Annotated in this window: 16 protein-coding genes and 1 riboswitch; of the genes, 12 read left to right on the top strand and 4 right to left on the bottom strand. The window is 74.5% G+C overall.

The window, feature by feature from the left end:
- Nucleotides 1-20 precede the first annotated feature (20 nt).
- Nucleotides 21-581, bottom strand: a complete 561-nt coding sequence (locus ACF059_RS06390) for a DoxX family membrane protein (protein WP_392052148.1) — start codon at nt 579-581, stop codon at nt 21-23.
- 122 nt (nt 582-703) lie between these two features.
- On the opposite strand from ACF059_RS06390, the gene ACF059_RS06395 reads away from it, so the two are divergent.
- Both ACF059_RS06395 and ACF059_RS06400 read left to right on the top strand, forming a co-directional pair.
- Complete coding sequence (locus ACF059_RS06395) at nt 704-1,168, top strand: MarR family transcriptional regulator (protein WP_361942856.1); 465 nt, start codon at nt 704-706, stop codon at nt 1,166-1,168.
- 55 nt (nt 1,169-1,223) lie between these two features.
- Nucleotides 1,224-1,523, top strand: a complete 300-nt coding sequence (locus tag ACF059_RS06400) for a YkvA family protein (protein WP_392052151.1) — start codon at nt 1,224-1,226, stop codon at nt 1,521-1,523.
- Here ACF059_RS06400 and ACF059_RS06405 read toward each other — a convergent pair.
- Entirely contained in the window at nt 1,489-2,142 is a 654-nt protein-coding gene (locus ACF059_RS06405; protein ID WP_392052154.1) for an alpha-ketoglutarate-dependent dioxygenase AlkB, read from the bottom strand. The two genes, ACF059_RS06400 and ACF059_RS06405, sit on opposite strands and share 35 nt — an antisense overlap.
- A 76-nt stretch (nt 2,143-2,218) precedes the next feature.
- Nucleotides 2,219-3,469 (bottom strand): hypothetical protein, encoded by a 1,251-nt coding sequence (locus ACF059_RS06410; protein ID WP_392052157.1) that lies wholly within the window; start codon nt 3,467-3,469, stop codon nt 2,219-2,221.
- A gap of 177 nt (nt 3,470-3,646) precedes the next feature.
- A riboswitch (cobalamin riboswitch) is annotated at nt 3,647-3,729 on the top strand.
- A gap of 59 nt (nt 3,730-3,788) precedes the next feature.
- Here ACF059_RS06410 and ACF059_RS06415 point away from each other — a divergent pair.
- From ACF059_RS06415 to ACF059_RS06445, 7 genes are all read left to right on the top strand, one after another.
- Nucleotides 3,789-4,016 (top strand): CbtB-domain containing protein, encoded by a 228-nt coding sequence (locus tag ACF059_RS06415; protein WP_392052160.1) that lies wholly within the window; start codon nt 3,789-3,791, stop codon nt 4,014-4,016.
- A gap of 12 nt (nt 4,017-4,028) precedes the next feature.
- Nucleotides 4,029-4,868, top strand: a complete 840-nt coding sequence (locus tag ACF059_RS06420) for a CbtA family protein (protein ID WP_392052163.1) — start codon at nt 4,029-4,031, stop codon at nt 4,866-4,868.
- Between the two features lie 115 nt (nt 4,869-4,983).
- Nucleotides 4,984-5,418 (top strand): ArsR/SmtB family transcription factor, encoded by a 435-nt coding sequence (locus tag ACF059_RS06425; protein ID WP_392052166.1) that lies wholly within the window; start codon nt 4,984-4,986, stop codon nt 5,416-5,418.
- Between the two features lie 95 nt (nt 5,419-5,513).
- Nucleotides 5,514-6,863, top strand: coding sequence for an MFS transporter (locus ACF059_RS06430; protein WP_392052169.1), 1,350 nt, complete (start codon nt 5,514-5,516; stop codon nt 6,861-6,863).
- Between the two features lie 137 nt (nt 6,864-7,000).
- Entirely contained in the window at nt 7,001-8,005 is a 1,005-nt protein-coding gene (dhaK, locus tag ACF059_RS06435) for a dihydroxyacetone kinase subunit DhaK (RefSeq protein ID WP_392052172.1), read from the top strand.
- Nucleotides 8,006-8,054: 49 nt separating this feature from the next.
- Nucleotides 8,055-8,669 carry a dihydroxyacetone kinase subunit DhaL gene (dhaL, locus tag ACF059_RS06440; protein WP_392052175.1) on the top strand — a complete coding sequence of 205 codons (615 nt, stop codon included), beginning with the start codon at nt 8,055-8,057 and terminating at the stop codon, nt 8,667-8,669.
- A 23-nt stretch (nt 8,670-8,692) separates the two neighbouring features.
- Nucleotides 8,693-9,085, top strand: a complete 393-nt coding sequence (locus ACF059_RS06445) for a PTS-dependent dihydroxyacetone kinase phosphotransferase subunit DhaM (RefSeq protein ID WP_392053111.1) — start codon at nt 8,693-8,695, stop codon at nt 9,083-9,085.
- Nucleotides 9,086-9,125: 40 nt separating this feature from the next.
- Here the strand turns inward: ACF059_RS06445 and ACF059_RS06450 are convergent, their stop codons facing one another.
- Nucleotides 9,126-9,512, bottom strand: coding sequence for an RNA-binding S4 domain-containing protein (locus ACF059_RS06450; RefSeq protein WP_392052178.1), 387 nt, complete (start codon nt 9,510-9,512; stop codon nt 9,126-9,128).
- A 135-nt stretch (nt 9,513-9,647) separates the two neighbouring features.
- On the opposite strand from ACF059_RS06450, the gene ACF059_RS06455 reads away from it, so the two are divergent.
- Genes ACF059_RS06455 through ACF059_RS06465 form a run of 3 tightly spaced genes read left to right on the top strand, consistent with a single transcriptional unit; the run spans nt 9,648 to nt 12,801 of the window.
- On the top strand, nt 9,648-10,043 hold the full coding sequence (locus ACF059_RS06455; RefSeq protein WP_392052181.1) for a molybdopterin-binding protein: 396 nt from the start codon (nt 9,648-9,650) through the stop codon (nt 10,041-10,043).
- An 18-nt stretch (nt 10,044-10,061) separates the two neighbouring features.
- Nucleotides 10,062-10,847 carry a molybdate ABC transporter substrate-binding protein gene (gene modA / locus ACF059_RS06460; protein WP_392052184.1) on the top strand — a complete coding sequence of 262 codons (786 nt, stop codon included), beginning with the start codon at nt 10,062-10,064 and terminating at the stop codon, nt 10,845-10,847.
- A 40-nt stretch (nt 10,848-10,887) separates the two neighbouring features.
- Nucleotides 10,888-12,801 (top strand): ABC transporter permease, encoded by a 1,914-nt coding sequence (locus ACF059_RS06465; protein ID WP_392052187.1) that lies wholly within the window; start codon nt 10,888-10,890, stop codon nt 12,799-12,801.
- Nucleotides 12,802-13,085: the final 284 nt, after the last annotated feature.

Consider the following 13,085-nt stretch of genomic DNA (forward strand, 5'->3'; position numbering starts at 1 on the left):
TCGTGCGGACGGCCGTGACGTCAGTCCCGGACGAGGAGCAGTACGGCCGCGAGGACGACGCCGAGGGCGACGGCGAGGGCTCCGTGCGCCAGCCGGTGGCCGCGCAGGACGGGCAGGAAGCGGTCGACGGCGTACCGTCCGGGGCCGGTCAGGGCCAGGGCCGCGGCGCCCGCGGTCAGCAGGAGTTCGTACTCGATGCCCTTCGGGGCGAAGAAGGCGCCGGCGCCGTGGACGGCGATCGCGTTGATGAGCGTGCCGACGATTGCGGCGCCGGCGAGCGGGGTGAGCAGGCCGAGGGCGAGGCCGAGGCCGCCCAGGGTCTCGGTGAGGCCGGCGAGGACCGCCATGGCGTCCCCGGCGGGGTAGCCGCTCGCGGTGAAGAAGCGGCCGGTGCCGCTGACGCCGCCGCCCCCGAACCAGCCGAAGAGCTTCTGCGTGCCGTGCCCGGCCATGGTCAGGCCGAGTACGAGGCGCAGGAGCAGCAGACCGGTGTCGTGACCGGGGGTGGAGAGGCCGGCGGGAGCGGACCACTGGGTGGCGGCGGCCTGCGACTGGGTCGGGCTCACGGAGGGGCTGGTCATGGGGAGGGTCCTTCCGGTCGGGCGGGTGGCCCGGTGGGGGCGGGGAGGTTGTTCACATTCGAACCACCGGGCAGCACCCTAGCCAGTGATTCAAATTCGAACAACCCGTGTAATCTGGACCCATGGCTGAACCGAGATGGCTGGACGAGCGCGAAATGCGCGCCTGGAGCGGCTTCCTGGCCGCCTCCGCCCTGGTGAACCGGCGCCTCGACCAACAGCTCAAGGACGAGGCCGGACTGTCGCACCCCCAGTACGAGATCCTCGTGCGGCTCGCCGCGGCGCCCGGGCGCGAACTGCGCATGACCGAGCTCGCCAACGGCCTGATCAACTCCAAGAGCGGGCTGACCTACCAGGTCACCCAGATGGAGAAGGCGGGACTGGTCCGCCGGCGCAGCTGCCCCTCCGACGTGCGCGGCGTCTTCGCCGTCCTCACCGACGCCGGCAGCGCCAAGCTGGAGGAGGCCGCGCCGGGACACGTGGCCACGGTCCGGGAGATCCTCGTCGACGTGCTGACGCCCGAACAGCTCGACGCACTCGCCGACGGGCTCGGCGAGGTCGGCCGGCGGCTGCGCGCACACGGCACCTGAGTGGATCCGGGCCGCGCACCGGATCCTGCGGCCCGCGCCGGGGCATAAGGGCCCCATGGACGCAAAGGTCTGGCTCACCCTGGCCGCGGTCGTCGCCGCCGGGCTCGCGATCGCCGCGGCCGTGCTGCTCGTACGGGTGCTCTCGGCGCGACGGATGCTGCGCGACGCGGGCATCCCGCTGCGCGACAAGACCCTGTTCTGGGTCGCCGTGCTCTACACCGTCTCGCCGGTGGACCTCATCCCCGACCCGGTGTACCTGGACGACATCGGGGTCCTGCTGCTGGCCCTGCGGTCCTTGCGCGCGGCGGCCGCCACCGCGGTCAGCGCACGCCCCGGGGACGGAACTGGACGCTGATGCGGGGACCCACCGCGCGCACCGACTTGGGCACGGCGTGCTCCATGGTGCGCTGACAGGAGCCGCCCATGACGACCAGGTCACCGTGGCCCAGGGGCAGCCGGAGCAGGGTGGGCCCGCCGCCGCGCGGCCGGAAGGCCAGGTCGCGCGGGTCGCCGACGGAGACGATCGCGACCATGGTGTCCTCGGTCGAGGAACGGCCGGTGCGGTCCCCGTGCCAGGCGACGCTGTCCCGGCCGTCGCGGTACAGGCACAGGCCGGCGGTGACGAAGGGCTCCCCGAGTTCGGCGGCGTAATGGCGGCTCAGGACCGAGCGGGCCTCGGTGAGCGAGGGGTGCGGAAGGGCCTCGCCCTCGGCGTAGAAGGCCAGCAGGCGGGGCACCTCCACCTCGCGCTCGTACATCTGGCGCCGCTCGGCGCGCCAGGGCACCTCGGCCGCCAGCCGCTCGAAGAGCGCGTCGGCGCCCGTCAGCCAGCCGGGCAGGTGGTCGACCCACGCCCCGGCGCCGAGCACCGTCCGTCGCAGGCCCGCGAGGGGACCCAGGCGGATCTCCTCGGCCTGGTCGAAGAGTGAACCCTGCAGGCCCTGAAGGCCCTGGACGCTCTGGACTGCGGTCATGACCCCAGCCTAACCCCTCAACCGAACACTTGCACGAATACGAGGGGCGGGCTCAGCCGGTTCCGCCGGTGCGGGCTCAGCCGGTGCCGACGGTGCCGGCGGTACGGGACACGGCCGGCCCGGCGAGGACCGTGACGGCGACGGAGACCGCGGCGGCGAGGGCGATCGCGGAGCCGGGGGCGAGGTACTGGGCCAAGCCGCCGGCGATCGCGGCGCCGAGGCCCTGCCAGGTCATCCGCCCGGCGGACTCGACCCCCTGGACCTGGCCGCGTACCGCGTCGGGGGTCAGCGCGAGCAGCTGCTCCTGGAGCGGCAGGGTGGCCGCGAACCCGGCGCCGGCGAGGAACACCGCGGCCGCCGCGACCAGCGTGGGCGGATGGAACCCGAACACCAGGAAGGGCACGGCGAGCAGCAGCCGCAGGGCGAACGCGCTGCGGCGGCGCCGGTCGGCGCTGAACAGCCTGCCGACGGCTAGGTCGCCGAGGAGCATGCCCGCCGACCCGGCGGCCAGCAGGGTTCCGGCGCCGCGCGGGTCGTAGGAGATGAACAGGGCCTCGCAGCCGACGATCAGGCCGTTGGGGACCCACAGGTTCAGCAGCAGCGCCCGTCGGCCGGGGTGGGCGAAGAGCTCCTTGTTCGTCGCCCAGGTCTGCCGCAGGCCGGGGCGGCGGGTGAGCCGGATCGAGTGCTCCCGGACGGTGGCCGTCACCACGGCCAGCCCGACGGCGGTCAGGGCCGCGGCGACGGTGAAGACTCCGTAGGGACCGAGGTGGCGCAGCAGGACCGCGCCGACGGCGTAGCCGAGGACCGCCATGCCGCCGGAGGTGATGTTCATCAGCGAACGCGCCGTCGCGTAGGCGGAGGTGGGCACGATCTCGGCGAGCAGACCCAGGCGCGTACCGGTCCCCAGCGACTGGAGGAAGCCGAGCATCAGGAGCAGGCCGAACCGGACGGTCAGCGGCAGCCCGGGGACCGCCTGGGCGCCGACGCCCACCAGCGAGGCGAACTGGAGGGCGACGAGCGTCCGTCGGGGACGCCTCCCGTCCGCGACCGACATGAGCGTCAGCGCGCCGAGGACCGTCGCGAACGTGGCGCCGTACATGCTCACGGCCGTCAGGAACGGGGAACCGGTGCGGTCGTTGACCAGGGATCCCAGGGCGAAGCCGGACAGGGTGCCGGCGGCAGCCGTGAGGGTGAAGCCGGCGTAGAGGCCGGTGAACTCGACATTGCGCAGCAGGTCGCGGTAGCCGGTGGTGGAGTGGCGGTCGGAGGCGGCGGGGGCGGGCGGGGTGGCGGCGACAGGGGTCGCTTGAGGGTCGGAAGGCATGAAAAAAGCCTCCGGACACGTCTGTTGGGGACGCGCGCCGAAGGCCAGCGTGATCATTCTAGCAGCCGGGCGGCGTTGTCCGTTGTAAATGTGTGATCAGTGACTCACGCTCTTGGCCGAAAGCCCCGGGCACGGTAGCGTCACGGCGACATTTCCACATAGCGACGACGGCGAGACGGAAGTCCGGTGAGAATCCGGCATGGTCGCGCCACTGTGTGCTGTGGCGGCACCCCCCGGGGTGGCGCCGCGGCGAGTCAGACCCGAGGACCGTCGTCCTGCACCACCGTATGGGACGCGTGTTCCCCGAGGAGGTTCCACCATGGCCGAGGCTGTCGCATCCGCTGCCATCCCCACCACCGCCGGTTCCCTGTCCGCCCCGCTGCCCGTCCGCGCGGTGCTGCCCTGGGCGCTGTTCGTCGGTCTCCTGATGCTCGTCGCGCTGTACTTCGTCGGTGCCGAGCAGGGCGCCACCGCCCTGTTCTCCGGTGAGGGCGTGCACGAGTGGGTCCACGACGGCCGTCACCTGCTCGGCTTCCCCTGCCACTGAGAGGCCGTGCACATGTACGCCTCGACAGTCAGAGGTCTGCTGGTCCGCGGCATGCTGGCCGGCCTGATCGCCGGTCTGTTCGCCTTCGCCGTCGCCTACGTGGTCGGTGAGCCCCCGGTACGGGACTCCATCGCCGTGGAGGAGGCCCAGGCCGCTCAGGACGCCGCGGGCGCCGCGGGTGCTCACGCCGGGCACGCGGGGCACGGCGGTGACGCCGCGCCGGCCGGGGCCGCGGAAGAAGAGGAGGAGCTGGTCAGCCGACCGGTGCAGTCGACCTTCGGGCTGGCCACCGGCGTCCTGGTCTACGGGGTCGCGCTGGGCGGCATCGCCTCGCTCGCGTTCTCGTTCGCCCTGGGCCGCGTCGGCCGGTTCAGCCCGCGGGCCACGGCGGCGCTGACTGCCGGGGCCGCCTTCGCCACCGTCTATCTGGTGCCGTTCCTGAAGTACCCGGCCACCCCGCCGGCGGTGGGCAACCCGGACACCATCGGCAAGCGCACCACGCTGTTCTTCCTGATGATCCTGCTCAGCGTGCTGCTGGGCGTGGGCGCGATCATCATCGGACGGCGGCTGGCACCGCGTCTGGGCAACTGGAACGCGACGCTGGCGGCGGGCGGCGGCTTCGTCGCGGCCGCCGCCCTCGCGTTCGTGTTCCTGCCGGCGAACGACGACGCGGTCAAGCCCGGTTTCCCCGCCGCCGTGCTGTGGGAGTTCCGGATCGCCTCGCTGGCCGTCCAGCTCGTCCTGTGGGCGGTGTTCGCCATCGTCTTCGGCGTCCTGGCCCAGCGGCTCCTGGCCGTGCGCGCCGACGGCGCGGAGGCGACGGCTCAGCGGAACGCGCCCGCGCTCGGCTGACCGCAGGCGCATCGCCCGTACCAGGGCCCCGTCACTCCCCTCGGGGGGCGGCGGGGCCTTCGTACGTGTGCGCGAGCATGCACGCTCGCGGGGGTGGCGGCCCTACGATGAGGCCATGAGCGCAGGCGAACACCTGGCAGGTGCGCGGATCGCGCAGGAGCAGGAGCGGCAGCAGGAGCAGGTGCACGAGCCGGAGCCGGAGCAGCCGCGCGAGCGCGAGCGGCGGCCCGGCCGGGGGACGGTGCGGGACGACCGGCTCGACGCCGCCGCGGCCGTCCTGGCGCTGCTCGCGGACCGCACCCGCCTCGCGCTGATGGAGCGGCTCGGCCGGGGCGAGGCCGACGTCACCACCCTCACCGCGTCGTGCGGGGCGGCCCGGCCCTCGGTCAGCCAGCACCTCGCCAAGCTCCGCCTGGCCGGGCTCGTCACCGCGCGCAAGGACGGGCGCCGGGTCGTCTACGCCCTGAGCCACGGCCATCTGCGGCGGCTGGTGGACGAGGCGCTCAACGTCGCCGATCACCAGCTCGGGTCCCTCCCGCCGCACGACTGAGCACCGCCGGCTCTGGCCCGAATAGGTGCACAGGTGCGCACGCGTTGGCTAGCATGGCTCCCTGAGCGATCCGCCGACCGGGACGGGGGCTGCCCGTGCTGTCCGTACTGCGCAACGGCACGTACCGCCGTCTGTTCGCCGCCCAGGTCATCGCCCTGGTGGGCACCGGGCTCGCCACCGTGGCGCTGAGCCTGCTCGCGTACGACCTCGCGGGCGCCCGCGCCTCGGCCGTGCTCGGCACCGCGCTGGCGATCAAGATGGTCGCCTACGTCGCCATCGGCCCCGTGGTCGGAGCGCTCGCGGACCGGATCCCCCGCCGCGCCCTCATGGCGGCGATGGACCTCACCCGCGCCGGGATCGCGGCGGCGCTCCCCTTCGTCACCGAGATCTGGCAGATCCACGTCCTGGTCTTCGCGCTCCAAGCGGCGTCGGCGGCCTTCACGCCCACCTTCCAGGCCACCGTCCCCGAGGTCCTGCCCGCCGAACGCGACTACACCCGGGCCCTGTCGATGGCCCGGCTCGCCTACGACATGGAGAGCCTGTTCAGCCCGGCGCTGGCCGCCGCCCTGCTGACCCTGGTCTCCTACGACTGGCTGTTCGCGGGCACGACCGTCGGCTTCCTCGCCTCCGCCGCGCTCATCGTCGCCACCGTGCTGCCCCGGCCCGCCCCCGTCGAGCGGACCGGCGGCCTCTACGCCAAAGCCGCCTTCGGCACCCGCCTGTTCTGGGCCACCCCCCGGCTGCGGGCCCTGCTCGCGCTCGACCTGGCGGTGGCCGCCGCCGGAGCGATCGTCTTCGTCGACACCGTCACCCTCGTCCGCGACCACTTCCAGCGCCCGGCCGGCGCCGTCTCCCTCGCCCTCGGCGCGTACGGCGCCGGGTCGATGCTGACCGCGCTCCTCCTGCCCCGCCTCCTGCGCCGCGCCACCGACCGCGCCGTGATGCTGTGCGCCGCCTTCGCCCTTCCGGTGGTCCTGGCCGGCGTCGCCGCCCTGACCGCGACCGCCCCGGGCGCCTGGTCCTGGCCCGCGTTCCTGGCCGCCTGGGCCGCGGTGGGCGCCGCCTGCTCGGCCGTACTGACTCCGGCGGGCCGCGTGATCCGCCGCTCCACCGCCGACGCGGACCTGCCCGCCGCCTTCGCCGCGCAGTTCTCCCTCTCCCACAGCTGCTGGCTGCTCACCTACCCGCTGGCCGGCTGGCTCGCCGCGGGAGCGGGCCTGCCGCTGACCTCGCTGGTCCTGGGCGCCGTCGCCCTCGGCGCCACCGCGGCCGCGGCCGTGATCTGGCCCGCGCGTGACCCGTACCGGCTCGAACACGTCCATCCGGACCTGCCGGCGGGCCACCCGCACCTCACGGACGCCCGCCCCGCCACGGACGGCTGGCGGCACGGGCACCACTACGTCATCGACCGGCACCACCCCCGCTGGCCGCAGCGGGTCGGCTGAGCAGGGGCGGCGCGCAGCGCCCCGGGGACGCGCCCCGAGGGCGGGCGGCCGCTCGTAGACTGACGGCGCGTCACCGAAGTCAGACCTGCAGAGACCGCGCCCCGCCCGTCACCTGTCAGCCTCGCCGGGAGATACGCATGAGGATGCTGATCAACAGTCCGCAGACCGTGGTCGCCGACGCCCTGCGGGGCATGGCCGCCGCCCATCCGGAGCTCGACGTCGACGTGGAGCGGCGGGTCGTCGTACGGCGCGGCGCGCGGGACGGCGGGCGGGTCGGGCTGGTGTCCGGGGGCGGGTCGGGCCACGAGCCGCTGCACGCCGGGTTCGTGGGGTACGGGATGCTGTCGGCCGCGTGTCCCGGCGAGGTGTTCACCTCACCGGTGCCCGACCAGATGCTGCGGGCGGCCGCGGCCGTGGACGGCGGGCAGGGCGTGCTGTTCGTCGTCAAGAACTACACCGGGGACGTCCTGAACTTCGAGATGGCCGCCGAGCTCGCCGAGGAGGACGGCCTGCGGGTGGAGCGCGTCCTCGTCGACGACGACGTCGCGGTCACCGACAGCCTGTTCACCGCCGGACGGCGCGGCACCGGGGCCACCCTCTTCGTCGAGAAGATCGCCGGGGCGGCGGCCGAGGAAGGGGCTCCCCTGGAGCAGGTCGCCGCGACCGCCCGGCGGGTCAACGCGGCCTCCCGGAGCTTCGGGGTGGCGCTGAGCGCCTGCACCACGCCCGCGAAGGGCAGCCCGACCTTCGAACTTCCGGACGGCGAACTGGAGTTGGGCATCGGGATCCACGGCGAACCGGGCCGGGAGCGGCGCGCGATGATGTCGGCGCGGGAGATCGCGGAGGTCGCGGTGGGCGCCGTGCTGGAGGAGCTGGCGCAGGTGGGTCCGGCCGACGGGCCGGTGCTGGCGCTGGTCAACGGGATGGGGGCGACGCCCCTGCTGGAGCTGTACGGGCTCCACGCCGAGGTGGCGCGGATCCTGGGCGAACGCGGAGTGCCGGTGGCGCGGGCGCTGGTGGGCAACTACGTCACGTCGCTGGACATGGCGGGGTGTTCGCTGACGCTGTGCCGGGCCGACGAGGAGCTGCTGCGGCTGTGGGACGCGCCCGTCCGGACGGCGGCGCTGCGGTGGGGGTGCTGACCGTAGGGTGGCGGGGACGGGCCGAACCGATGCGAGGCGAGGAGATCCGGTGCGTGACGCAGAGTTCTTCCGGCGCTGGATGACCGCGGCCGCGGCCGCGGTGGAGCGCGAGGCGGACCGGCTGACCGAGCTCGACTCCCCGATCGGGGACGCCGACCACGGCAGCAATCTGCTGCGGGGTTTCACGGCGGTGCTCGCGGCCCTGGACGCCGAGGCTCCGGCAGCGCCGGGCGAGGTGCTCCAACTGGCCGGCAGGACGCTGATCTCGACCGTCGGCGGCGCGTCGGGGCCGCTGTACGGGACGCTGCTACGGCGCACCGGCAAGGCCCTCGGGGAGGCGCCCGAGGTGTCCGACGCGGAGCTGCGCCAGGCCCTGTACGCGGGCGTGGCCGCGGTGGCGCAGCTGGGCGGGGCGGCGCCGGGCGACAAGACGATGCTGGACGCGCTGGTGCCGGGCGTGGCCGCGCTGAGCACCTCGTACGGGGCGGCCGGGGACGCGGCGGAGCAGGGCGCCGTGGCGACGGCGCCGATGCAGGCGCGCAAGGGCCGGGCCAGTTACCTGGGCGAGCGGAGCATCGGTCACCAGGATCCGGGCGCGACCTCGTCGGCGCTGCTGCTACGGGCACTCGCGGACGTGGCACTCGCGGACGAGGGCACGGCGTGACGGGCGCCGGGACGGGCCCGCCCATGGTCGGCATCGTGCTGGTGTCGCACAGCGCCCAGGTCGCCCAGGCCGTGGCGGAGCTCGCCCGGGGCCTGGCGGCCGGCGGGGCCCTCGCCCCGGTCGCCGCGGCGGGCGGAACGGCCGCCGGCGGGCTCGGCACGAGCGCGGAGCGGATCGTCGCGGCGGCCCGTGAGGTGGACGGGGGCGCCGGGGTCGCGCTGCTGGTGGACCTGGGCAGCTCCGTGCTGACGGTCAAGGCCCTGCTGCTGGAGGAGGAACTGCCGCCCGGCTCCCAGCTGGTCGACGCCCCCTTCGTCGAGGGCGCGGTGGCGGCGGTGGTGGCCGCGTCGGCCGGAGCCCCCCTGGCGGCGGTGGCCTCGGCCGCCGCCGAGGCCTACGCGTACCGGAAGGCCTGATCCGCAGGCGGCGAAGCGCACGGGGGCGCCGCCGCACCGGCTACGAACGTCCCCGCAGGTTCTCGATCTCGCGGCGCTCCCGTTTCGTCGGACGGCCCGCGCCCCGGTCGCGGATGCCGACCACGGCCGCCTCCACGGGAGTCGGCGGCGGGGGGCTGTTGTCGATCAGGCACTCGGCGGCGACCGGCGCGCCCACCCGCTTGGACACGGGCCGCTTGACGACCACGATCCGCTCCCGCCCGGCGTGGAAGAGCCGCACCTCGTCACCGGCGCGCACCGGCTGCGCCGGCTTGGCGCGTTCCCCGTTGACCTTCACGTGGCCCGCCCGGCAGGCCGTCGCCGCGGTCGAGCGGGTCTTCGTCAGACGCACGGACCAGATCCAGGCGTCGACCCGCACCGTGCCCGTCTGCGCTACCTCATCAGCCATACACCGACTCTAACCATCCGGGCGCGGCGCGAGGCAACGACTTTTTGGCGGATACGACAACCCCCACCGCACCTACCAGGGTGATCCTCAGAACAAGATTGCACATGCGTCGGATCAGCCCATAACCTCTCGCACATGCAGTCCTACACCATCGGACAGGCGGCGCGCCTGCTGGGCGTCAGCCCGGACACGGCGCGCCGCTGGGCCGACGCCGGCCGGGTCGCCACCCATCGCGACGAAGCCGGCCGACGCCTGATCGACGGCCGCGACCTGGCGGCGTTCTCCTTGGAGGTCGGCCAGGGCGCCCACGGCGAGAACGCGGAGCCGTACACCTCGGCACGCAACGCCTTTCCCGGCATCGTCACGGCCGTCACCCTGGGTGACGTCGCAGCGCAGGTCGAGATCCAGGCAGGTCCTCACCGCCTGGTCTCCCTGCTCACCCGCGAGGCCGTCGAGGAGCTCGGGCTGGAGGTCGGCATGCGGGCCACCGCCCGCGTGAAGTCCACCAGCGTCCACATCGACCGCACCTGAACACCGAGGACAGCCCCCATGACGCCGACCCCGACCCGCACCCCGGCCCGCCGCCGCGCCGCGACCGCCGCGCTGACCGCCGCCCTGCTCGTACCGCTGGCCGCCTGCGGCGACGCGAAGCCCGCCGCCGAGGCCGAGGGCGCGCATCTCACCGTCCTCGCCGCCAGTTCCCTCACCGATGCCTTCAAGGCCGCGGGCGCCGCGTACGAGAAGGCACACCCCGGTACGAGGATCACCTTCTCCTTCGCCGGTTCCCAGGAGCTCGCGGCCCAGGTCAAGCAGGGCGCCCCGGCCGACGCGCTGGTCACCGCCGACACCCGGACCATGGACGGTCTGAAGGCCGAGACCGGTGACGCCACGGTCATCGCCAAGAACCGTCTGGTCATCGCCGCCGGCAAGGGCAACCCGTTCCGGATCGATGAGCTCGGCGACCTCGCCGACCCCGGGATCAAGGTGGTGCTCGCCGCCGCCGAGGTCCCGGTCGGCCGCTACGGCAGGCAGATCCTCGACGCCCAGAAGATCGAGGTGAAGCCGGTCTCCCAGGAGCCCAACGTCCGCGCCGTCCTCGCGAAGGTGGAGCTCGGTGAAGCCGACGCCGGTCTCGTCTACAAGACCGACTCCGCCAAGTCCGGGGACAAGGTCGCCACCGTGGAGATCCCGGACGCCCAGAACGCCGTGGCCTCCTACCCGGCCGCCGCGCTGAAGCAGTCCCGGCACGGCGAGGCCGCGGCCGCGTTCGTAGCCTGGCTGAGCGGCCCCGAAGCGCAGAAGATCCTCCAGGACGCGGGCTTCCAGAAGGCGTAGGCGCCCTCTCGACCTCCGCCCCCACCAGCCAGGAACCCCCATGAGCAGCAGACCCCGCACCCGCACCCGGCCCCCCGTGGCCCTGGCCCTGCCCGCCCTGCTCGCCGTCGCGTTCCTGCTGCTGCCCCTCATCGGCATCCTCGCCCGCACCCAGTGGGGCGAGCTCGGCTCCCACCTCGCGAGCCCCGGGGTGGTCCAGGCGCTGAAGCTCTCGCTCGTGGTCTCCCTGTGGGCCCTCGGCCTCTCCCTGCTGCTCGGCGTACCGCTCGCCTGGCTGCTGGCGCGCGTGGAGTTCAGGGGGAAGGCCCTGGTCCGCTCGCTCGTGCTGCTCCCGATGGTGCTGCCGCCGACCGTCGGCGGTGTCGCCCTGCTGCTCGGCTTCGGTCGGCGCGGGCTGCTCGGGCCCTGGCTGGAGGGCACCTTCGGGATCACCCTGCCCTTCCACACCTCGGGCGCCGTGCTCGCGGCCACGTTCGTCGCCATGCCGTTCCTGGTCATCAGCCTGGAAGGCGCCCTCGGCGGCCTCAAGCACAGCTACGAGGAGACCGCCGCCTCGCTGGGCGCCTCACCGGTCCGCGTGTTCTTCACCGTCACCCTGCCCATGGTCGCCCCCGGCCTGATCGCGGGCGCCGCGCTCACCTGGGCCCGCGCGCTCGGCGAGTTCGGCGCGACCATCACCTTCGCCGGAAACCTGCCCGGCACCACCCAGACCCTGCCGCTCCAGGTGTACCTGCTGCTCCAGGACCAGCCCGAGGCCGCCACCTCCGTCTCCCTGCTGCTCCTCGCGATCGCCATGACCGTCCTGGTCGCCCTGCGCGGCCGCTGGACGGGCGCCCCGCCCGCCCGCGAGGCCGGCGGGCCGCAGGTCCCCGAGGACAAGGACGCCCCGACCGCCGAGACCCCGCCCGCGGCAACGCAGGCGTGGCCCCTGCACGCCACGATCACCGGCTTCAACCGGCTCACCCTCGACGCCGAACCGGGCACCACCATCGCCGTCGTCGGCGAGAACGGCTCCGGCAAGACGACTCTGCTGCGCGCCCTCCTCGGCCTGACCCCGCGCTCCCACGCCGACCTGCGGCTCGGCGACACCGACGTCACCGCTCTGCCCCCGCACCAGCGGCAGGTGGCCTGGGTCCCGCAGGACGGCGCGCTGTTCCCGCACCTGAACGCCCTGGCCAACACCGCGTACGGGCTCCGCTCCCGCCGGGTCCCGCGCGCCGAGGCCCGCCGTGAGGCGCAGGCCTGGCTGGACCGCCTCGGCGTAGGCCACCTCGCCCACCGCAAGCCGGCCCAGCTGTCCGGCGGCCAGGCCCAGCGCGTCGCCCTGGCCCGCGCGCTCGCCGCCCGGCCCCGCCTCCTCCTGCTCGACGAGCCGCTCGCAGCCCTCGACCAGACCACGCGCGCCCACGTCCGGCACACCCTGCGCACCCACCTGGCCGGCTTCGGCGGGGTCTGCCTGATCGTGACGCACGACCCGGTCGAGGCGGTGTCGCTGGCCGACCGGGTGCTCGTACTGGCAGACGGCGAAGCCCTCCAGGACGCGCCGCCCGCCGAGGTGACCCGGCACCCGCGCTCCCCCTGGGTGGCCCGCATGCTGGGACGCAACGCCTGGCCGGGCACCGCGTCGCCGGACGGACTCGCGCTGGCGGGGGGCGGCCGCCTGGTGGTGGCCGAGGCACTGCCCGAGGGTTCACAGGCCCTGGCGATCATCGCCCCGGAAGCGGTGTCAGTCCACCGCGACCGCCCGGGCGGCAGCCCCCGCAACGTCTGGCCGGGCACCGTACGCGAGATCACCGCGGTCGGCAGCCGCCTCCGCCTCCTGATCACCTCCCCCACCGCCCCCGACCTGGTAGCCGAAATCACCCCCAACGCCGCCGCCGACCTCGCCCTCACCGAAGCCACGGACGTATGGACCAGCGTCAAGGCCACAGAAATCACTCTCGTCCGCCTCTAGAGGACCCGGTACCCCACCCGGCCCGGCACCGGCGGGGCCGGATGTGTGCCGGGGTGTCCCCGCAGGGCGTCGAACGCACCGCGCGGGGCACCACCCGGCCGGTGTCGGCGGGGCCGGGTGTGTGGCGGGGTGTCCCCGCAGGGCGTCGAACGCACCGCGCGGGGCACCACCCGGGCCGGTGTCGGCGGGGTCGGGTGTGTGCCGGGGTGTCCCCGCAGGGCGTCGAACGCACCACCGCCGCACCCCCCGACCCCCCGAACCGTTCGGCGCCCGAGGAGACACCC

It is taken from the genome of Streptomyces sp. NPDC016562, from assembly GCF_043076955.1.
In the GTDB taxonomy this organism is placed as follows: domain Bacteria; phylum Actinomycetota; class Actinomycetes; order Streptomycetales; family Streptomycetaceae; genus Streptomyces.